Origin of the sequence: Gardnerella sp. DNF00497B (assembly GCF_049262725.1) — a bacterium.
GTDB classification, from domain to species: Bacteria; Actinomycetota; Actinomycetes; order Actinomycetales; family Bifidobacteriaceae; genus Bifidobacterium; species Bifidobacterium leopoldii.
This window is the reverse complement of record NZ_CP058400.1, coordinates 230,123-252,844: the sequence shown is the minus strand read 5'-3', so window position 1 is coordinate 252,844 and position 22,722 is coordinate 230,123. Positions and strand designations below refer to the sequence as shown.

10 protein-coding genes are annotated in these 22,722 nt (G+C 46.2%); 3 read left to right on the top strand and 7 right to left on the bottom strand.

Features of this window, described 5'->3' with window-relative positions; all coding sequences use genetic code 11:
• Positions 1 to 73: 73 nt before the first annotated feature.
• From HXT26_RS00940 to HXT26_RS00930, 3 genes are all read right to left on the bottom strand, one after another.
• A complete protein-coding gene (locus HXT26_RS00940; protein WP_422112018.1) occupies positions 74 to 9,658 on the bottom strand; it encodes a fatty acid synthase subunit beta domain-containing protein in 9,585 nt (3,194 codons plus the stop codon).
• Between the two features lie 128 nt (positions 9,659 to 9,786).
• Complete coding sequence (locus HXT26_RS00935; RefSeq protein WP_112928804.1) at positions 9,787 to 11,433, bottom strand: acyl-CoA carboxylase subunit beta; 1,647 nt, start codon at positions 11,431 to 11,433, stop codon at positions 9,787 to 9,789.
• Positions 11,430 to 13,334 (bottom strand): biotin carboxylase N-terminal domain-containing protein, encoded by a 1,905-nt coding sequence (locus HXT26_RS00930; protein ID WP_112928805.1) that lies wholly within the window; start codon positions 13,332 to 13,334, stop codon positions 11,430 to 11,432. The genes HXT26_RS00935 and HXT26_RS00930 overlap by 4 nt, the downstream gene beginning before the upstream one ends.
• 205 nt (positions 13,335 to 13,539) lie before the next feature.
• Between HXT26_RS00930 and HXT26_RS00925 the strand changes: the two genes are divergently transcribed.
• On the top strand, positions 13,540 to 14,190 hold the full coding sequence (locus HXT26_RS00925) for a biotin transporter BioY (RefSeq protein WP_004106293.1): 651 nt from the start codon (positions 13,540 to 13,542) through the stop codon (positions 14,188 to 14,190).
• A 227-nt stretch (positions 14,191 to 14,417) separates the two neighbouring features.
• Here the strand turns inward: HXT26_RS00925 and HXT26_RS00920 are convergent, their stop codons facing one another.
• Positions 14,418 to 15,320, bottom strand: coding sequence for a biotin--[acetyl-CoA-carboxylase] ligase (locus HXT26_RS00920; RefSeq protein ID WP_112928807.1), 903 nt, complete (start codon positions 15,318 to 15,320; stop codon positions 14,418 to 14,420).
• A gap of 102 nt (positions 15,321 to 15,422) precedes the next feature.
• Here HXT26_RS00920 and HXT26_RS00915 point away from each other — a divergent pair, with 102 nt between their 5' ends.
• On the top strand, positions 15,423 to 17,453 hold the full coding sequence (locus tag HXT26_RS00915; RefSeq protein ID WP_422112017.1) for a DUF6020 family protein: 2,031 nt from the start codon (positions 15,423 to 15,425) through the stop codon (positions 17,451 to 17,453).
• 15 nt (positions 17,454 to 17,468) lie between these two features.
• Positions 17,469 to 18,830: a helix-turn-helix domain-containing protein gene (locus tag HXT26_RS00910; RefSeq protein ID WP_422112016.1), complete on the top strand. Its 1,362-nt coding sequence runs from the start codon at positions 17,469 to 17,471 to the stop codon at positions 18,828 to 18,830.
• Between the two features lie 121 nt (positions 18,831 to 18,951).
• On the opposite strand, the gene HXT26_RS00905 is transcribed toward HXT26_RS00910, so the two are convergent.
• The 3 genes from HXT26_RS00905 to HXT26_RS00895 form a co-directional block, all read right to left on the bottom strand.
• Complete coding sequence (locus HXT26_RS00905; protein ID WP_004118594.1) at positions 18,952 to 19,413, bottom strand: hypothetical protein; 462 nt, start codon at positions 19,411 to 19,413, stop codon at positions 18,952 to 18,954.
• A gap of 388 nt (positions 19,414 to 19,801) precedes the next feature.
• Positions 19,802 to 21,247, bottom strand: a complete 1,446-nt coding sequence (locus HXT26_RS00900; RefSeq protein ID WP_422112015.1) for a hypothetical protein — start codon at positions 21,245 to 21,247, stop codon at positions 19,802 to 19,804.
• A gap of 430 nt (positions 21,248 to 21,677) precedes the next feature.
• Positions 21,678 to 22,538 (bottom strand): hypothetical protein, encoded by an 861-nt coding sequence (locus HXT26_RS00895; protein ID WP_004118590.1) that lies wholly within the window; start codon positions 22,536 to 22,538, stop codon positions 21,678 to 21,680.
• Positions 22,539 to 22,722 lie beyond the last annotated feature (184 nt).

Sequence of the window (22,722 nt, the reverse complement as noted above, 5' to 3'; positions counted from 1 at the left end):
ACCTTTATTTTACACGCCTGTAAAATTTAGGTCGGATTTAAGCTAAAATCCGACCTTTTCTTTACATTTGCAACTACTTAGACTCAGCAGTATAGTATCCGTTAGCGTTAAGGCGAGCTTCAGGATTAAGCAACATCGCCTTTTCTGCTTCGTGACCGTCGTAGCGAGTGCCATCCGGAAGGCGCGTGCCATCCTTCAGCAAGTGACGATTCTCAACAGGCTCGAACAAAGCAGATCGACCCATCATGCCTTCCTCAAATCGCCTCTGACCTGCAGCCAAACGCGCATTTGCCTTGGTACGCCAATTCTTAAGCGCATCAACACCTGCGCTAGCAGCCACAGCCGCCTCAAAAGCACCAGGGTGAACCAATGCCACAAATCCGCTAACATGACCGAAGCCGAGCGAAGTTGCGAGAGCAGCCTTCACTGCGCAAGAACCTGCACCATCGCCAATCCGCATCGGCTCACGCAACCAAACCATGTGGTCGTCGCGCGCAAGCTTAGGATCCACGCAGTCAAGTGATGCGTTTCCAGGAATTACGCCACTTCTAAACAGTTGAGTCAAACCGTTGATTTGGAAGATGCACGCGCCACCCTTTGCGTGCCCGGTCAGCGTCTTTTGGCTGATTACGAACAGCGGATTTCCGTCCGTACGTCCGATTGCGTGCGCAAGAGTATTGTGCAGCTCGGATTCGTTCGGATCGTTGGCATTCGTAGACGTATCATGCTTAGAAACCACAGCAATATCGTCCGGAGTAACGCCGAGAGCTGCCAAATCACGCACGAGCTTAGACTTAGCTCCACCCATGCCCGCAGCCAAAGCACCCAAGCCCGGAGCAGGAATAGAAGTGTGAATGCCGTCAGCGTAGGAGTGAATGAAACCAACCACACCAGCAACAGGCAAGCCAAGCTTCAAAGCAATATCGCCACGCGTAACCAAAATCGTACCGCCACCTTGAGCTTCAAGGAAGCCGCCGCGTCTGCGATCGTTTGCGCGAGAGAAGAATCGTGGATCGATGCCCTTCGCATACATTTCTTCGCTATTGGCAGTTGCGTTCATATTGCCGAAGCCAACTACGGATTCCACGCCGATATCGTCAATTGCGCCAGTTACTACGAAGTCAGCTTTGCCGAGAGCAATCTTGTCGACGCCTTCTTCGAGCGAAACAGCTGCAGTTGCGCATGCAGACACCGGCTGAACCATATTTCCGTAGCCGCCGATATAGGTTTGCATTACGTGAGCTGCAACAACGTTTGGAAGCGCCTCTTGCAGTACGTCCGTAGGAATTTCGTGGTTAAGGAAGCGATCCAAGTACAGTTTTCGCATTGAGCTCATGCCACCGAAACCGGTTCCTTGCGTGGAAGCAACCATTGACGGATGCACAGATTGCAAAATCTCCGAAGGTGTGAAACCAGCAGAAATGTAAGCGTCTACAGTTGTGACAATATTCCACAACGCAATCGTGTCAACACTTCCAACCATTGAAGCAGGAATTCCCCACTTCAGCGGATCGAAGCCCTTAGGGAATTGTCCACCGACGGTTCTGGTCATTGCAGCCCTACGCGGTACGCGAATCATAGAACCTGCCTTGCGCGTAACAGTCCATTCGCCAGATTCTGCATCGCGAGCAATCTCAGTGTGCGATTCGTCAAGTGCCACATATTCGCGCGCAATTGTTTCTGTTGGAACGCTGAAGCTCACGTCGTGATCGAGGAAGATTTCTGCTTCTTCTTCGTTCGCTCCATCCTTGTAGTCGCCGCCCATGCCGGTTTCGAATGGTCGAATACCCGAGCGCGCAACTACTTCATCGCGATATTTCTCTGCAATATCTTCTTCTGGAACAAGCGTGCCGTCCGCATCGTACCAGCCTGGCTTTGGTGAATCCTGCCAAGTAAGCAAGCCCATATTCCAAGCCAATTCCAGTACTGCTCCTGCAGAAAGCTCCACGGATCCATCTTCGCGAATTCCAAGTTCTGCTTCGAAACGAGTACGTCCGGAACCCCACGGTCCAAGCTCGCCGACTGAGACGATCACAATTTCGTCTTCTGGACGCGCTGTTACGTTCTTCCAATCAGCCAAGTTGACTCGCGGCTGAGTTGGCACGTAAGGAGTTGGAAGTGCTTTGTTGGTTGATTTAGCAGTTGATTTAGCAGAAGATTCTGCAGCTTCTTCTACAGCTTCCACCGCTTCTTCCTCAGCTTCCGCACGCTTCTGATCTTCCAACGCTTCTGCACGAAGAGCATTCAAATCAAGAGGCTCCTTGCCTAATCCACCCGTAAGATCAACGTCCAAAGGCGCAATTGCAGCCTGTTCGCGCGCTTCCTTCGTGCACAAATCGAGCAAACGATCTGCCATTTCTTGCGTTGAGTAGGTAGTTAAGCCATGACGTTCAACTACAGCCACAAGCGGATCATTTCCACCCATCAAGCCGGTTCCACGCACCCATCCAATCTTAGGATGCGCAAAAGTCACGCGATCCGACCACACACTTTCTGCATGCGCACGGTTCACAATCGCATCGAAAGCACTCTTGACTTCGCCATAAGCACCATCGCCGCCAAACATACCGCGGTTTGGAGAGCCAGGTAACACAACGTGCATACGATGTTGCACATCCGTATCTGCTCCAATTTGCGCAAATCCGGCGATTGCACGCTCCACTCCCCACAGCATTAAGCGCGATTGCGATTCAAAAAGCGAACCAGAATCAGCCAAAGTGCCGTGAACTGGAGGCGCTGCAAACGGGAAGAACATGCTCGGCTCGTAAGCAGGCTTCAAAATAGTAGTAGTTGCGCCGCTAACTTTCTTCGAAACTGTGCCAACCCACTTTACAAGCGCGTCAACATCGCGGTAGCTAGACAAGTTTGCTGGAACAAGCCACAACTTTGCGCCCATTTGAGCGTTTTCGCGATACGCTTTCTTCGCCCAAGACTTAACGCTCGGCTTGAAACTGTGCGAAGTTGCGATAACCGTAGCTCCACCCTTAAGCAAGCCCGTTACTACGCGAGCAGCAATCGAATTAGGAGCAACACCTGTAACTACTGCAACTTCTCCTGCAAAACGAGTCGCTTGAGCAGTATCAGCGTTGTTTTGCGCAAGTTTAGTGCGAGAATCGTGAGCAATATCATTAAATATTGTTGCAAGATTGTTTAATTCGCGAGATTTAGAAAGACTTGCAAACCACTCAGCTTCCGAAGCTACTGCTTCCCCTGCACCAAGGAAACTACCAAAATCATTTAAGATTTCAGAAACTTCATTTACCTGAATATCAACATTCTTTCCAGCATACTTGTAGTACAAGCGAGCAACGTCTTCGCGAGCCGAAGCCCAGCGGTCGTCGAAAAGAATTGCCTTACGCTCATCAAATCGAGGAGCCACCTGCTTTGGCCAATCCGCACCAAGCTCAGCTTCAACAGCAGACACAACAGCAGCATTTTCGTCACTTTCAGTTTCTGCTTTAGGAGCCTCAACACCAAGCTTTGCTAGCACAAACTTAGCAGTTGCAGCAAGTACGCCATCTGCGCCAACAACCTGCTGAGCGAAAGCGTCAAGAGCTGCAGAATCAACAACAGCACCGCCTGCGCCGCCAGCAGCACCAGGCTGAGAAACGCTAACGCCGTGAGCTTGAGCAACTTGCGCAATTGCTGCGTCGATTAAAGCGTCAGCTGCAGCAGTATTCTTTGCAGGATCAGTTGAAAGTTGCGCAAGATTTTCACCGCGCACGCTAGCACCTTCACGCGTTTGCAAAACCAAAGCCGCAAGAACGTGCGCACGCCAGCCTTCGCCAAGCTGCCAAACTTCAGAGATTCGCTTGTCAATTTGCGCTGGTTTCACACCGGCTGCACCGAAAAGCGCACGCAAACGTTCGCGCACAATATCGGAAAGCACAGCACCAAAAGCCTTATAGCGCGGAGCAACCGAATCAACTAACTTTTTAAGCGCACTCATTGGAGCTTCTGCAGCACCATCCACGCTTGCCACGCCAAGCTCGGAACTAATATCCATAAGAAGCTGGTTTCTGCGCGAAGATACGCCGTTTGTAAGCGTATCAGTTGTATCAGTGTCGCCGATTTGGTCAAGACGGATTTTTGCACTATACGCAATAAGCATTGAGATTGCGTCGGATGCTTTGAATGGCAAGTCTGCTACAGGTCCGCTTGCTGCTGCATTAGCTGCAGAAGCAGAAGCCGCAGGAGCAGCAGAGACAACATTTGCTGCAGGAGCTGCAGGAGCAGCAGTCGCATCAGCAATGCTACTTGCTTCTTGACTATCTTCCTCAGTAAACACTTCAGGCACAAGCGAATCAGTGTCAGTCATATAAACGCGGCCTTCATCACGACCAACGTTGTAAACAGTCACTTTTTCGCCACTAAACTCCGGCAAAGCAAGAGTTTTAGCACCAAGATTTGCCAAAGTTGGCGCATTTCCTAAACCAACTTCAACGTACTCTTCAACACCAAGACCACCGCGAGCGCGATCGGCAAACATAAGAGCCTGCGTTTCAATCCAGCGAACTGGAGAAGCGAACTGCCATGAAAGAAGCTCCGTAAGAAGCAATCTACCGAGCTTCTGCTCATCCTCTGCATAAGATTTCCACGTAGTTTCATCTTCCAAAGCTGCTTCAATGCGCTCAGATGGCACAACATCCAAGATCTTTTGCGCAAATTCTCGCGTAAGCTCAAACGGGCAAGCCACGAGGTTTGGAATGTAACGGTCTACAAGCACAGAGTAATCAATATGCTTCGGTAGCAGCGAATCGAGCTTGTCGCGGAATTCCGGCACACCCTTTCGAAGAATTCGAGAGTGGAACGGCACGTCAATTCCTGGAACAAACATGAATGGAGGTTTGCCGCCATACTCCTTAGCGCGCTTAGAAGCGTCTGCCGCCAATGCCTTCAAGCCTTTAATAGTTCCAGCAATTGCGTACTGCTGACCTGCCAAGTTGTAGTTTACAATTTGCAAGAATTCGCCAGTAGCCTTGGAAATGCCATCAACGTAAGCGTTCACGCCTTCGTCTGACACTCCAAACTGGTTTGGTCGAAGCGCACCCATGCGGTAGTTCGAGCGACCTTGCGCATCGCGCTCAATCAAGTGATGCATTGTAGATCCGCGGTGGAACACCAATTCAAGCACAGTTTCGAGTGGAATAATTTGCGCGAAGGAGCTCAAAGCATTGTATTCGCCAAGCGAATGTCCTGCAAAGTAAGCAGGCCAAATATCGCATCCTGCTTCACGCAAACGCGCGGTTTGCGCAAAGGCAACTGTTGCGAGCGCAACTTGCGTAAATTGCGTTAAATTAAGCAATCCTTCAGGATGGTGATAAGTTACGCCGTGAGCAGTAAGCTCCTTTGGATTATCGCGCACGACTGCGAGGATTGAGAATCCAAGCTTTTCGCGAGTAAGCTTGTCTGCTCGCTCCCAAGTATCGCGCACTGCAGGTGACTTTGCGCGCTCATCCAGCGACATTCCTTGCTTTTGGATACCCTGACCTGGGTATACGAATGCTGCACGTGGAGCGCGAGTAAGTGCGCTTGCTTTAGACACGATTTGCCCATCAACTCTGCATGTAACTTCCAAAGCGAGACCGCCGCGACGAACTTTTCCAACGCGTTCAACTGTGATTTCTACTTCGTCATCAAGTTGGACCATGCCGTACATGTTGTAGGACCAGCCAATGAGCTCGTAGCGAGCACCTTTTTCATCAACTGCTTGAGCCACATGCTGAGCTGTTGCAGAAAGCCACATACCGTGTACCAAAGGAGCAGAAAGCCCGGAAATTGCAGCACCTCGCTTAGAAGTGTGAATTGGGTTGAAATCTCCAGAAGTACGCGCAAAAGCGGTCATATCGTGAGGAGCGCGAACGACTACTCTGCGTAAAGCTCTGCGAGGCGTGTCTTCAATTTCATATCCGTGCAATCCTGCAGCTTCGCCATATTGCGCAGCTGGAGCAGGAAGCGCGTTGCTGAAGCTTCGTCCACGAATAGCAAAACGCTCAGTTTCGTGAGCCAAACGAGTTCCATCTGCAGCAGTATGCACTACGTGAATAGTTACCACGCGTCCGGAAGCAGATTCTGCATACGGCTCAGCCCAGCCGAGCAAATTAATTCGCTTGTCGACATACTTTTTAAAATCTTCAGCATCGACGTCAAGTTCTACTAAATGATCTAGGTGAACAGCGTTAAGCAGACCCTCAATAATCGGGTATCCATCAACCATTACGGAACCCAAAGCCGAGTAAATAGTCGGCCAAGCAGGACCTACTAACGCGTCTGGCACAATGCGAGAAGCAAGCAATCCATCTGGAAGTCTTCCAGCAGTAGCAGACTCGTGATCAATTCCAAGATTTCTTGAGAAAGTATAGGAAGAATGAACCAATCCAAACGGGAAATCTCTATAACCTTCTGCGAGCAAATCTTCCGGCAATTTTGCCAAACTGCCATCTTCTTTTACTGTTTCAACCTTAGGCATAGCGTCAAGCACATCGCCAGTAATCGCTGTATTTCCAATACCTGCGGTTGCTGCAAGCATTTCGTACACGTGCTTTGGCAAGCGCTCGCGGTCAACTACTGGTATGCTTCCAGCTTGACTTGCGTCAACAGTTAGCGGAATTACAATATCTCGTACTGCATGCTTGCGTTTTGGCGAGTTTGCAGCATTTTTTGTAGAGTGTTTTGCTTCCTGATTTTCTTGATTATCCCAGAATGTATCTAGCTTAATATCTAAATCAAGCGAAATTACGTCATTATTACTAGAAGTTACTGTAATTACGTAATTTTCGTCTCCTAAAGACGTTCCGTAAGCAGGGTTTGCAGTTACATGACCAACCCAAGAAATATTCGGGCATGCGCGCACGTAAGCTTCAACGTTTTTAGCATCAGCAATCTGACTAAAAGCAGATTTTGAAGACTTGCTCGCCGCATTTTCCTTATTTTCTGCTTCTACTCCAGTTTCAGCTCCAGATTCTGCACGATTGAGCACAGCTGCTTCAAAACGTCCCAGAATATCGGCAATCGGCTCATCCATAGTCGTAATTCCAGCCACGGAAATCGGTCCTGGAATTACGCGCACAGCATCTGCCGAGTAACGCGAATCTTCCGACTGCCAAAGCTGATCTTGACCCCACCAACGCAACAAATCGTTGTCAATAACTGGCACGAATGGCATTGGCTTAGGGTATTCGCGCACCAAAGTTGGGAACCAAGCGGCATCCATTGGCACAACGTTCATCTCGCGAGCTTGAGGCAACGCATCAATCAGCGTATATAAAGCAGCTTGAGGGTGCTTAGAAACTTCTTCAATAGAAGGCAGAATAGAAGTAAATTCGCCTGAATCTTGATTAATTAAACGCGCTTCAATACGCTGTAACAAATGCATGTAGCGATCTGCGTAAGTCGGATCCACCCAAGGGTATGCCAAATCTAGGAAACGTTGAGCAAATTGCAAGTAAGTCATGCTTTCTACGTCACCAAAATATGGCTTTGCAGTAGAGTTAAGCGCTTCGATTACTTCATCGCGACGTGATTCAAGCTCTTCAGGATGTTTCATCATATGAACGAGCAATCTACCGCAGCGAGCAGAAGCGTTTTCTAACTCGTAAATATCTGCGTGCAAATGGCTTAAACCACTCGTCACACCGCCAATCACTTTGCCAGAAGGCACCCAACGCTCACCCATTGGCGCGAACGGATCCTCATCAAAACCTTCAATGCTAGAAGATTTTGGCATCGCAATACCCGGAGTTTCCACAAGCATACGCTTTACTTCAGGGCTTGTATGCGCTTCTTTTGCTGTCATTGCAGCTGTGCCAATCATTACAGCATCAACTGGCATATTTGGCAAACCGTATTCACTCGCCCATTCACCAGAAATGTAGTCTGCAGCACGCTCAGGAGTACCAATACCACCACCTGCAACAAGCACCAAATTTTCGCACTCACGCACTTGCGCGTAAGTTGTCATAAGCAAATCATCAAGAGATTCCCACGAATGGTGACCACCTGCAACACCGCCCTCAACCTGCACAATAATCGTGGCTGGAGCAACAGCCTTAGCAATTCGCACAACTTGACGAATTTGATCAACTGTTCCAGGCTTAAACGTTACGTAAGGGAATCCATCAGCTTGCAAAGATGCTACTAATTCCTTGGCTTCGTCAAGTTCTGGAATGCCTGCAGAAATAACTACACCATCAATAGGAGCTCCCGACTGCCTCTTTTTTGGCACGATTCGCTTCGAACCAAATTGCAAATTCCACAGGTAGCGATCCATAAACATGGCGTTAAATTCAATAGTTGCGCCTTCACGAAGCTGATTTTCAAGCGACTTCATATGACGATCAAAAACTTCTGCAGTTACTTGACCGCCGCCAGCAAGCTCAGCCCAGTAGCCTGCATTTGCTGCTGCAGCAACGATTTCCGGCTCTACTGTCGTTGGTGTCATTCCTGCAAGAAGCACAGGAGCTTTGCCTGTAAGCTTGCTAAATTTAGTAAGTACTTTACGTCCTGCAGGCGTGTTGATTACTCGAGGAGCAAAATCAGCCCAGCAGCCCGTACGCTCTGGCTCAGAAGCAGAGTCAGCTGTTGAAAGCTCTGCACGCGAGCGCAATGTAGCAGCCTCTACTATTCCAGCGCCGGTTCCTTGCACAAGCACTCCAGTAAGCTTTCCTAGCACTTCGCTAGGACCCATGTCTAAAATCCAAAGCGAGCGCGCGTCATTTTGCTCCAAAACTTCGCCAATTTGCGTAGCCCAATCAACAGGAGTTACAAGCACTGCATCCGCCAATTCGCGAGCAACTGTAGTGTTCAAACCAGCCTCATTTGCCCACTCTACTACCTGCTCAACTGCAGATTGAAGCATTGGCGAATGGAATGGAACTGTAACATCCAAATATTCAGCAACTGGCGCAAATACAGCTCCACCGCGAACTTTCATTTCGCGCAATTTTTTCGAACGCTTTGTTTCTTTTTGCGCTTCGTTTGCAACAGCTTCCATATCTTCCGGGTATCCTGCAATAACCACGTGATTGTAAGCGTTTTTAACAGCAATTGACACTTCACCGCGCGTGCGCTCTACGCGTGAAATTAACGCTTCTGCCTGCTTTTTAGTAACTCCTTTAAGTGACAGCATTGGCGTATGCTCGCCGTCACCAGTAATTTCAAGCATTCGAGATTCGCGATCTCCTGCAGCTCCAATTAAGTAGGCAATTGCGAGTAACTCTTCGATTTGAGCGCGAGCCTTCTGCCAAGACTTTGCTTTTATGCGAGCTTTTACCATTTCTGCTGCGATTACGCCTTGAGAATGACCCAAAACTGCGCACGGCTTATTTACTTCAAAGTTGTATCCAAGATTTGTTAAGTCGCGCACTGCACCGAACTGTGCAAGCGTAATTCCAGGCACACTAAGAAGCGCGTTTGCAGCGTTAATATGCTTATTTTCTAGCGCGTCAAACACGTTTATGTCGCCGCCTGCATTTGCTAAAAGCTCAGAATAAATTGGCGATAGCAAAGCTTTTGCGCCTGCTTCATACTCGTGAAGTTCTGCGTTTAATTCTTCGTCTGAACTAAGCTCGCGCAAAGCTTCAACCCACGGAGTTGACTGACCTGCAAACACGAGTGCGTGCGGATTATTAGCGAGTTGGTCGAAAAAGTATGTTGTCATGATGTTTCCTTCTCGTCGATTTGGATAAGTTTTATAAATTCTGTAAGTTTTGTAAGGTTTATAAGTTCTGTAAGTTCTATAGTTTTTAGTTATAAGTTTGATAATCCCTATTGTTTTTATAAATATGCTTACATTGGCTGATTTCCGTGATGCTTTCCAGTTCTGGAAACCCGCTTTTTACTGCGCAAAAGCTTCAATGAGCCAGCAATCATATCGCGAGTCTGCTCCGGGTCAATCATTGCGTCAATCTGCCCAGTTTCCAACGAAAGATTTGCGTTAACAGTAGTCGCCTCATACTCGTCAACCAGCTGCTTTCTAAGAGCTGCAACGTCTTGTCCACGCTCTTTAGCTTTTTGCAAATCTTTACGATGAATAATATTCACAGCACCTTGCGCACCCAAAACCGCAATCTGGCTGGTTGGCCACGCGTAATTTACGTCCGCACCCATCGACTTGGAACCCATAACGATATAAGCTCCACCGAAAGCTTTGCGCAAAATCACCGTAACCAGTGGAACTTGCGCGTTCGCGTACGCATAAATCACTTTCGCACCTCGGCGAATAATTCCTGCGTGCTCTTGATCTGAACCAGGCTTATAACCAGGAGTATCTACTAGAGTCACCACAGGCAAATTAAACGCATCGCACAATCGCACAAATCGCGCGACTTTTTCAGAAGAATTTACATCCAAAATACCAGCGTTCACCTTCGGCTGATTTGCTACGATTCCAACAGGATGACCCTCAATGCAAGCAAAACCAACCACTGCAGAAGCAGCATACAATTCCTGCACTTGCACGAACTCACCATAATCAACAATTCTGCGAATCACGTCGAGCACATCGTAAGGCTGACGGTCGTTATCTGGCACAATATTCGCCAACTCGCGCGCAGTTTCGCGATCCGCGCGCGTTGCAGCGTAGGCAAAAGTTGGAGGCTCTACCTCACAGCTAGATGGCAAATAAGCCAAAACTGTGCGCGCGTAGTCAATTGCGTCAGCTTCATCCTCTCCCAAATAGTGAGCGACACCGGAAGTTGCGTTATGCACAAGACCGCCGCCCAAATCGTCCATGCTAATAGCCTCGCCGGTTGCAGCTTTAACAACATCCGGACCGGTTACAAACATGTTTGAGTGCTCGCGAGTCATAATAATCAAATCTGTTAACGCAGGGCAATAAACTGCACCGCCAGCGCAAGGACCCAGAATAATTGAGATTTGCGGAATCAAGCCGCTTGCTTCGCAAGTTTTTTTGAAGATACGCCCGTATTGCATAAGCGCGCTCACGCCTTCTTGAATGCGAGCGCCGCCGGAATCAATTACGGCAACAACTGGCACGCGAAGTTCAACAGCCATATCTAAAAGATGGCAGATTTTCTCGCCTTCAGCTTTGCCTAAAGTTCCGCCGCGCACGGAAAAGTCTTGCGCATAAACTGCAACTTTTCTGCCATAAACTTCGCCAAATCCGGTGATAACAGCGCATCCTGCAACGTCGTTATTAATGTCACCACCGTTAAAACGTCCGATTTCCACGAACGATCCAGTGTCAAAAAGCAAGTCAAGACGCTCTCTTGCAGTTGACTTTCCTTTTGCGTGCTGACGTTCTAAAGCTTTTTGTTCTGCGTCACGAGCAAGTTGTGCTGCGTGCTGAACTGCAGCTTTTCCGCGACGAGGCTGCAAGTTTGTATCGTCAGCAGAGCTATTAACAGAAGAGTTATTAACTGTTTTCGCTGAAGTTTCAGAGATTTCAGACTTTTCTTTTACTAAAGCGCTCATTTCTGCTCTCCTTCCAGCTTTTCATCGCTTTTTTCGGAAGATTTTTCTGCGCCTTTATCTGCGCTTTTGTCTCCAGCAAGATCAATCGTCACAAGCTTTGCGCCCGATTCCACGCCGTCACCAGGCCCCACAAAAATTCCAGTAACAGTACCAGCTGCAGGAGCGTAAACATAATTTTCCATTTTCATAGACTCAAGCACCACAAGCAAATCACCCTTGGCAACCTGCTGGCCTTCAGCCACATTCACGCGCGTAATAACAGCTTGCATAGGCGCTGCGATTACGCCAGGAATCTGCTTTTGTTCTTCAGATTTGTGAGTACTTCCGCGAAGCGAACGTCCGCGCAAAGGCTGCGAAGCTCTAGAAACGCTACGAACTCGCGCAGAACCAGTCAAATTATCAACAATATCTTGCGGAATCGTAAGCTTTACGCGCTTATTATCAACCTCAATAATGAAGGATTCCATTGCAGGCTGCTTATTTTCGGATTCATCCGCAGACTTTCCAGAAACAAGCGAAGCCGGCTGACCGCCCAAGGAAGCTGCAGGAACGCGGTTCAAATACTTGCGTTCCATCCACTTAGTAGACACGTCAAAACTGTGATTTTCCGCAGTAAACTCAGGGTCGTTAAAAATCTGCTCAAAAAGTTTTGCTGGAGTTGGCACGCCCTCAATACAAAGTTCCTTCAAAGCGCGACGCACGCGAGCGACAGCAGTTTCGCGACTTTGCGCAGTAATAATAAGCTTGCCCATCATCGAATCGAATTTTGGCGAAATATTATCGCCAACTTCAACACCAAAATCGACGCGAATACCAGGACCGGAAGGCCACTTTATTTTCGTTAAAGTGCCGGAACTTGGAGTCAAATTCGTAGCAGGATCTTCCGAAGTAATGCGAAGCTCGAAGCTGTGTCCGCGAGGTTCTGGATCCTTAATCAACTCGCCGCCGTCAGCAATATTGAGCTGTTCTCGCACTAAATCAAGTCCACTAACTTCCTCACTAACCGTGTGCTCAACTTGCAATCGCGGATTAACTTCCAAGAAGTAGACTTTATGCTGAGAAGTCACCATATATTCGCACGTGCCAAGACCAACGTAGTCAACAGCTTCAAATAGGTTACGAGAATATCGGTAAAGCTGATCTTTTTCATCGTCGGTCAAGAACGGTGCAGGAGCTTCCTCAACCAGCTTTTGGTTTCGGCGCTGCACCGAGCAATCGCGCGTGGAATATACGGTGAAATTTCCGTGAGCGTCGCGGCCGCACTGCGTTTCAACGTGGCGAGCCTTGTCGATAAAACGCTCAATAAAATATTCATCTAAGTCGCCGCCCTGAAGAGCGTCGTGATTCATGTAAAAGCCTCGCAACTCGTCATCGTTACGAACGACTGTAATGCCGCGTCCGCCACCGCCATCCGTGCGCTTCATCATCACAGGATATCCGTGCGTTTGCGCAAAAGTTAAAAGTTCTCGAATATCTTTTACCGGCTCCGAAATGCCTGGAACTGGCGGCACTTTCGCGCGAACTGCCACGCGACGAGCCGTAATCTTATCTCCCAAATCAATAAGAGCTTCCGGGCGAGGACCAATCCAAATAACCCCAGCATCGTTAACTTTTTTCGCAAAAGACGCAACTTCCGAAAGGAAACCGTAACCCGGGTGCACAGCATCCGTGCCGCTTCTTTTAATAATGTCAAGAATCGCATCTTCGTTTAAATAAGTATCACGATACGTGTCTCCGGAAAGTGCGTACGCTTCGTCTGCCATTTCTACAAACTGCGCGTTGCGATCAGTCGGTGCATAAATAGCAACGGTAGAAATGCCCATTTCGTGAGCCGTGCGAATAACTCGCAAGGCAATTTCACCGCGGTTTGCGATGAGAATTTTTTTGATATTCGTAACCATACGTTACAAGATATTAGAAAAGTTGCGTTTACGGATGAGTCGACATACACAAAAGCTAGAGCAAAATTTTGTACACTTCTCCAATGCACATGATTTTTTAGGCACGTAATGTGATTAGCGAAACGGAAAACAACCGGCAAAACCGTTTAATTGACAACCTATTAGCTGCAAACGGCAAACCGGAAATAACCAAAAGAAGGTTTTCATGACTAACATAAATCAAAATAATGCAGCAACAGCAGCAGCAAATTCAAACGTTGCAAATAAGTTGAAAGTAGCTGCAGCATGGCTTGCAAAGCCAGCGCTTCTCACTGTGCTTTTGGCTCTTTCTACCATGGCAGGCGCAATTTATCTTCCTATTACTCCTGTGCCTATTACGTTGCAAACTCTTGTTTTGTGCATTATTGGTTTAACTTTGAGCTGGCGCGAAGGCGTAGCTTCTGTAGTTATGTACCTTGCTGTTGGCGCAGCAGGTTTGCCTGTATTTGCTGGCTTTAAGGGCGGCTGGGCTGTTTTTGTTGGCCCTACTGCAGGATTCTTAGCCGGTTTCATATTTGGCGTTGCTGCAACTGCAGCTTTGAAGCGCGTATTTGACGTAGCTCTTGACGCAATGATGCCAGAAAACTCCTTCAAGAAGACTTTCGCACGCTTCTGCACTTACTCTGTAGCTTCTATAATCGGCACGATCGTGATTTACGCATTCGGCATTTTCGGTCAAAGCTACCTAACTGGCATGCCACTTTCAACTGCCGCCGCAACCTTGATTATTTTCATGATTGGCGATTTGATTAAGGCTTTTGTTGCGAGCGCGGCTTGCTCCGGCTTGTACAACGCACTTAACAAAAAGCGCGCGTAGCGGAAACGTTATATTGCAGAAAAACGGCATTTCCTTTACACGACTGTAAAGGGAATGCCGTTTTGCATAAGATTGCCGCGCACTTGCTCTTTGACTGAGATAACTAGCAAACAGCTGACGCTTGCGCTTTAAGCGCTCGCTGCTGAGCTTGCACGGAAAGTCCACTGGACTTTCCGTCTGAGCAAGCTCGGCGCTCCGAATTGCTTTCGCGCGCTAAATCGCAGCGCTCAAGCAGGTCGTCGCGCTTCATACGCAACTGCGTGCACATCGCCGCTTTTTACCACAATTTCCTCGCCAGATGCCTCACGAATTGTAAGCGACGCATCTTCTCCAAGCCGCACAGCAGTTCCTGTCACCACGCTTCCGTCAATTGGATGCACGTTAACTTCGCGTCCAAGAGTCCAACACACACCATTTACCTCTTTAAGCAAATCGGCAGCGTTACTTGGATAATCACGCATAAAATCGCACAATCTCGTCCTCAATCCAGTAACTATTTTTGCAGCAATCGTATCACGCAATTCTTTAGATTCCGGCAAATCAGTCATATGCATTTGCAACGAAGTTGCCATCTTAATTGGCAGCACTTCTTGCGGCACGCACAAATTCAATCCGATTCCAAAAATTACTCCAACAACATTGTCTTTGCTTGGATCGGCTACAATTTCTGTTAAGATTCCGCCTTCTTTACAATCGTGCAAAAACACGTCGTTAGGCCATTTAAGTTTTATCGCGCAAGCATCACCGTGTATCGGCGAACTTCCGCACTCTTTAAACGTTTCTAGAAGTGCGTCACGCGCTGCAAGCCCTGCAATAATAGGCAGCCAGCCATTGTGACTTGCGTCCATAACAATTGACTTCGGCAGCAAAGTTACGAATGAAACTAAAAAGCTTTCTCCCGGTCGGCTTACCCACGCGCGCCCTAATCGTCCTCTTCCTGCTGTTTGCTCGTCTGCCACAATCGCAACTATTGCTGGCTTTCCGTCATCTCGCGCGATTATTTCGCCTTTTTGTATCATTTCTCGCGCAATATTTTGCGTAGAATCTGTAATTGCGAAATATTTTACCAAATCTGCTACTTCTGATGTCTGCGGCATCAATGCCACACTTTGCGAAGAAAAAATAGTCATATGTATAATTTACATCAGATTATATTTTTGCGCGCGTAATTGCATGTTTTGCGCGCAATAGCAACCAAAATAGCTAGGCATCAATTAAGCAGGTGTTAACACATGGAGCGCATACGTCGCAAAAAGCAGTACAAGAAGCCGCGCACATTGCGTGCTGTTGTAGCACGTTTTTTAGATTACACTCTTGCTGCTTTGTTATGCTTTATACTTGCTTTTTGCACTAGCCTGGGGCCAATTTTCCGCAGTCAAGATATTAAAGTTCATTTAGGATCAATCGCTGATTTTTCGTTGGTTAATGCTTTTATTTTCGTTGCTGCCTTCATAATATACGCATTAATACTGACTGTGCTTATTTACTACGGTAAAAATAAAAAGTTTTTGCCTAAATATCAACGTTTTATGAAATTAATAAAGTCAATTGCGTTAAGAAAAAATAGTGAAAATAAAAAACAGTCAAAATTACAAAAATTTACTACTAAACACGCTATTTTCCGCAATATTTCGCATTTTCTTTTAAAATCTGCAAAACTATTTTTTAATTGCGCTAAATGGTTCATTAACCACTCCACTCGCAACAGAAGAAACCTACTTCTTACTTTTTTCGTGGGCTGGATTTGGGTTCCAGCTACGTTACTTGCCGCATACGGTGCAGATATATGCTCGCAAATTCGTGAGTACAGTTGGACTTGGAATAAAATTACAGGCTTAGACCAGCCTTATATCGGCTTCTTTAGCTTTGTCCCAATGGATATTTACCCAACTGCGCACTACTTGTGGCCAACTCACCCAACTTATTTAACAGATCAGCACAACATTGTTCTAACTGTTATTTATGGCGCAACAACAGCAGTCTCCAGATACTTTACCGACTCAAACGACGCTGGAATTGCACTTCTTGCCTTTGCACAATTTGCATTTGCAGCATGGTGCGTTTCTGCAACAGCACACCGCTTCTTAAACAAACCTTGGCTTAACGCAGAATCTAGCTCAACAAATTGCAGCACAACAACTTTTGCAAGATTCGTTATTCTGCTTATGTTTTTACTTAACCCGCTTGTGTTGTGCTCAACTATTGCGCTTACAAAATCTCCGCTTTTTGCGTTCGCTTTTGTTTGGTGGTTTGGCATAAATTACGAGTTAACTAATTGCTATCATGCGAAGGACACTAAAAATACACCTAGCACAAAACCGAATGCGCAAAAGCCTAGACTTCACACTGTTTTGGAATTAATTGTTTCAGTGTGCGTAATGCTTATTGCTGCAAAATACGCTTGGTATATTCTGGTTGTTCAATTCATGCTTTTAATTATTTTTGAGCGCAAACGCTGGCGTTTGTGGGTTTGCGGAATTTTGCTTCCAATCGTTGTGATTCACGGCTCGTTAATTATGCTTATTTCGAGCGGTGCTATTATTAGCGGCGATCCTATTGAGAGTCGCGGCATTCAGTTACAACAAATTGCACGTATAGCTAAGCTCGATCCGCATAGCATACCACGTAGTGCAAAGCACATTATTGCACCAATTTTTAATCTGGATCAAACTGCAGAAGCATACAAACCTTATGACGCAGACCCTGTGAAATCTTCCGGATTGCAATCTAAAAAAGTGAGTTATCGTTGGCGATACGTTACTAAAGACAATATTCGTAAATTAGATTTCGCTTGGTGGCAAATGATTACGCATAGTCCATTTGTGGCAACTGACGCTTTTCTTGCAAAGACTTACGGATACTTTGATATTTTTGACCGCCCGTATGTTGGGCCAGAATACTACATAGACACTGACAGCATACACAAATCTGATTGGATTAAATATTGGAATCCTAAGTGGCGAACTAAATTTGCAGAAGACATTAGCACGTTTAGTGATATTCCTGTTTTAAGTTGGCCAATTCACGGAAATACTTTCGTTATTTTTACACTACTTATTGGAGTTGCAGAAATTATTCTTCGCCGTTGGCGCACATTGTTATGGCATATTCCACTTGCCTTGCTGGTTGGAGTTATGATTCTTGCTCCAGCTAATAATTTTGAGCGACACATGCTACCGTTAGCTTTTGTTTTCTGCTTTGTAGCACTTACTTTTTGGCGAGATACTTTTACTCAATCGCGCTATAATAGTAGAGAATGTTAGAATCAAAGGCATAAGATGGACGAGAAGAATACACCTCAGTTTGCGCAAGATAGCAGCGCTGCTTCTTCTATTATGTCCGAAGAAAATTATGAAGATAAACTTGCAGGAAACAGCCTACTTAGTAGCGATTTTCTTTCGATACTAGCAAGCGTACAGGCAGCAGAAAAGCACGCGGAGGATTCTAATATTGCCAATTCTCTTGAAAATCAACAGTTAAACAAAACGCAAGTAAACGCTGTATCAAATGATCAAGAAAGCTCTTCTAAAGCAAAGCAATCTAAAGCAGAGCAAGAAAACGAAGAAAAGCACAAGCACCACTTGTGGCATCGTCTTTCATCAAATCAAAGTCGTTCGAGTCATTCAAGTCAATCTTCTGAAAATACTAAAGGTAATAATTCACCGAGTTTTACTCCATTGCCCAGCGCGCAAAAATCAACTAGCTCGGAACCGCTTAGAATTTTCGACAATCGTGATGGCCAAGTTTTTGACGCGGCGATGCGCTTGCAATTACACTCGATTATTGCCACGTGCTTAATGAATGGTATTGCAGATGCTCGTATTGACGCTTTCATGCATTTGCTTCAATGGTCAGATTCGCCAAAAGTTATTGTTATTGCAGGAACTTTCGGCACTGCAATTAAGCCAGATGACGGACCAAATCGCAAGCCAGCACCAGATATTCCACCTGATAACACTGACACTTTGCGCCGAAATATTTGGCCACAGCTTAGCAGTTGCAATGCATATGATGCAATAGTTGAGCGCACACAAAGTAGTGCTTTGCAGCGCATTACGGGAGCTTGGCAAAAAACGCAAGCACTGATATCAGCATCTACGAAAAATTCTTCTACTTTTGCAGCACCTTCTCATATTATTCTGCTTGCTGTACGCGAAAATCCTAGCGATCAAGCTTTAGAGAAGCTGTGCAAAGTTTTTGAGAATTCTCATAAGACGATTTGTGTTAGTAGCATGGTTGAAGGCGTTGAGCAGATTTCTTCCGCTCTTACTGCTACTCTTGCCGCGATTGCTGTTGCTCCAGCAGTAAAGCATTTGCCGCAAATCATTCACACGGATGATTTGCTTCCAGAGCGAGCGCTCATTGGCGATGCCACAGCTTTTGATACTCTTTACAACAAGGTGTATCAAAGTTTGGCTCCTTACAGTCATGACGATCCGACTTTGGAAACTATTGACATGTTCTTGCGCTTTGGTGGAGCTCTTGACCAAACAGCACACGAACTTAATGTGCATCCAAATACTGTTCGTTACCGTTTACGTAAAGTTGCGCAAACTACAGGATGGGATGCTACGGATCCGCGCGCCGCTTATGTGCTGCAAACAGCTATAACAATTGGTAGAATTCGCGATTCACATTAAGTCTAACTTTACAAACAAAAAACGTGCGACGCAAAACCAAAGGTTTTACATCACACGCTAAATGCAAGAATAAAGCAAGCACAAACAATAACAATATATTATTTATACTTACAGCACTAATTTAGTGACGAATCTTGCGAAGAGCAGTACCCATGCCGGCAAGAGCAGAAGCAACGACAGCAATCACAGCTACCGCAGCACCGGTCTTAGGAAGCTTAGCCTTAGCTGGAGCAGCTGGAGCTGGAGCAGCTGGGGCTGGCTTCTTATCATTCTCATGGAAATTGCTGGTAAGAGCTCTGTTGTACAAAGTCTTTGTAGCAGGCTCGCAAACTACAGTGCCCAAAGCGTTCTTGTAGCAGTGATTCATATCAGGAACCTGGGTAGGGTCATTGTAACCCTTAGGATTAGCAGGAGCCTCATGAGTCTCTGGATACAAATTCTCACCGTTCAATGGATCTGGAGTACCGTACTCAAGAACATGAGTATCGATTTCATCATCAGCCATTGCTGGAGCAGCAAAAGCACAACCTGCAAGCAAAGTAGCAGCTGCAGCGAAAGCTGCAATGGTCTTCTTCTTTAACATATTAGACCTTCAATCTCTTTTATCTGATCCCCGCGCAAAAGTTAGGGCTAACACGCAGAAGCCAGATACCAATATTAAAACTGGAATAAACCAACCCGGAATACACCAACTCGGAATATACCAATCTAAATTACAATAACACAGGGTACACCAATTTTTCACAAATAGAAAGTATTTTAAAGAAAAAACACTAAATAAAGGCGTTTTGTTGTAATAAACAAACTATTAGCAGTATAAGAGAATGTTTAGAACTCAATACAGAACAAACTATGGATAATCAGCAAACAGACATAATACTAAACTCAATATTAAAAAGTGAGCATGCCGTATTCGCATACAGCACGCTCACAAATAGTTAAGCAATCATGCACTTTTGTGCATTAAAAGCTTAGTGGCGAATCTTGCGAAGAGCAGCACCCACACCAGCAAGCACAGAAGCAACAACAGCAACCAAAGCTACAGCAGCACCGGTCTTAGCCAATGGAGCAGCAACATTCGCAGCATTCTTCGTTGCATTCTTCGTTGTCTTATTGTCATTAGTATTACCAGCAGCATTTCCAGCGCCGTTGCCAGTACCAGCGCCATTACCGCTAGGCTGACTTGGAACAGGAGTCAAAGGATTAATAGGCTTTGGAGTAAGCTTCTTGCTCTTTTCAGCTTCAGCAAGCAAAGCGCGAGCACCCTCAACAGTCTTAGCCTTACGAATCAGCTTAGCAACGAAAGTGAAACCTTCCTTCTCAGCTTGCTTGGCAATCTTCTCAATCTCAGCCTTAACAATCTTCTGGAAAGCAGCCTTAGCTTGAGCAAGAAGCTTTACAGTATCAGCATCAAGCTTGCCATCCTTAGCAGTCTTCTTAGCAGCTTCTGCATTAGCGTTCATTTCCTCGTACAAAGCCTTAGCTTGCTCATAAGTCAAGCCCTTGAACAAGTCAGCACCATTATACTCAGGCACATTATTAACTGCAGGAGCTACGCCATTGTTAATATTTCTTTTTTCACGCTCAGCCTCAGCAAGCAAAGCCTTCAATGCAGTCAAAGTAGACTTCTTGGAATTACGAATCAGCTTAGCAACGAAAGTGAAACCTTCCTTCTCAGCCTTCTTAGCTAACTCTTCCCTAGCATTCTTCTTACCCTGCTCAAGAAGCTTTGCTACAGCAGCAGACTCCTTAGACTTAGCATAATCCTTCAAAGCATCAACAACACTCTTTGGCAAGCCAAAACGCTCAGCCTCAGCAATAAGCGCATCCTTCTTAGCCTTATCTTTAGATATTGCTTCTTCAACCTTCGCTCTTTGAGCGTCAAACAAAGCTTTTTGAGCAGGACTAATCTTCTTCTTCTGCTGCTTCAGTGTAGCTTCAAAAGTCTTAAAATCGCCAAGACCAGCCATAGTCGTAACAACATCATCAGTTACATCGCTCTTATAAGTAAGAGTAACTGTAACAGTATTCTCACCAGCTTCAATAGTCTTAGGATAAGCAATAGTACCAACAGTACCAGTATCAACTACAGAATCACCCTGAGCAGGAGTAAGATCATTCTGCACCTGAGCTAACAAGCCAGCACCAATCTGAGCTATAGTATAGTTAATATCGCTCTTATCAGCACCGTACTTATCACCCTTCTTATAAAGAGTCATAGCAGTAGTCTTATGATCCGTTTTACCTACCTTAAAGTTAAAAACAACACCTTTAAGTTCAGTAGCATCAGCGGACTGCACAGTAGGAGTAGAACCACCATTAACAGGCTGCTCTGCCATAGCAGGCGCGGCAAACACCAAACCAGAAACCAATGTGGCACCGGCAGCGAATGCGGCAATCGCTTTCTTATTCAACATAATAAACCTCAATTTTCTCACATAAATTGCGCGACATCATTTGTTCACGCAAAAGCAAAATCAATAAACAAAATTTAGTAAATATTCAAAATGAGTTTCATATTTTGGGAATTAATTCAATATCTTGAGCAATAACCTTCAAACTTTAATCAAAACCCAAAATACTAACACATACGGCAAAAGGCTTGGGAAACGAATGCCCCTAGTAGCACAATTCCCCAAGCCTCTTACACTAATCAGCATTGCTTCCCTAACAAGCAACACTGACTCAACACTCAACAGCTAGCTTACAAACACTATCAACGCCAGCACTGTGAAGAAAGAGATTTGGCAAAACAGTGAAAACGCACAATAAAATTTGCAAGTCGCCTGTGGCATAAAACTTAAACAGTCTCATGCCACAAGTTGAGTGAAAAATTATTCACTAAATTTAGTGACGAATCTTGCGAAGAGCAGCACCCATACCGGCAAGCACGGAAGCAGCAACAGCAGCCAAAGCTACAGCAGCGCCGGTCTTAGCCAATGGAGCAGCGGCAGCTGGGGTCTTAGCTGCAGCAGTCTTAGCCTCAGCCTTAGCAGCAGCCTTCTTAGCTGGAGCCTTCTTACCTGGGAAGTTTGGTTCCTTCTTCATAGCATTCAAGATATCCTTGGCACCAGTGTCGCAGCTCTGATCCTTAGCGTGATCGCGTGCGGAATCCAACAAGGCAGCAGCGCGAGTACGGTTGTTATCAGCAACCTTGAGCAAAGCTTCTACCTGAGCCTGAAGCTGCTGGACTTCGTGAGCCTCAACGTAATCACCCTTAGCAAGGGCATCCTTCATATCCTCAGCAAGCTCAGCCTTGAGATCCTTAACAGTAGCTTCAACATGACCGTAGTGCAAAACAGCCTTCTCAAGCTTACGACGAATATCCTTCAAGTAAGCGCAGGTGTCACCCATACCCTTGATGAGGTCATCCCAGCCGTGAGCCTGTGTAGCTTCAAGCTTTTGGAGAAGAGCATCATAAAGGTGAACATTGGTCTGCGCACGCTTCAAAACCTCTACGAACTGACCCTTGTAGTTATGCTGAAGCAAATCAGAGTTGATTGGATCATGGCTTTCTGGATCAGCTGCAGGAGTACCAGGAACACCATTATCAGACTGCTGACCAGTTGGATCAGTAGTGTGGCTGCTCATACCTGGAACCTTAATCCAGTCATCCAAGCCTGCTGCCATTGCTGGAGCAGAAAAAGCGAAACCGGAGAGGAGGGTGGCGCCAGCAGCGAATGCGGCAATAGCCTTCTTATTCAACATAATATTTTCCTTTCTTCTTCTCCTTCACGCCAAACGCGCGAAGAAAAATTAACATTCACAACTTAAGTTTTGTGAATAACTACCAGCGCAGAGCATCCGGCTGGAAGCTGTTATTAACATACCCCCCCCCCCGTTCGAAAAAGTCAAGAGCAGACGCACAACTCATTAACAAAAAACATTTATA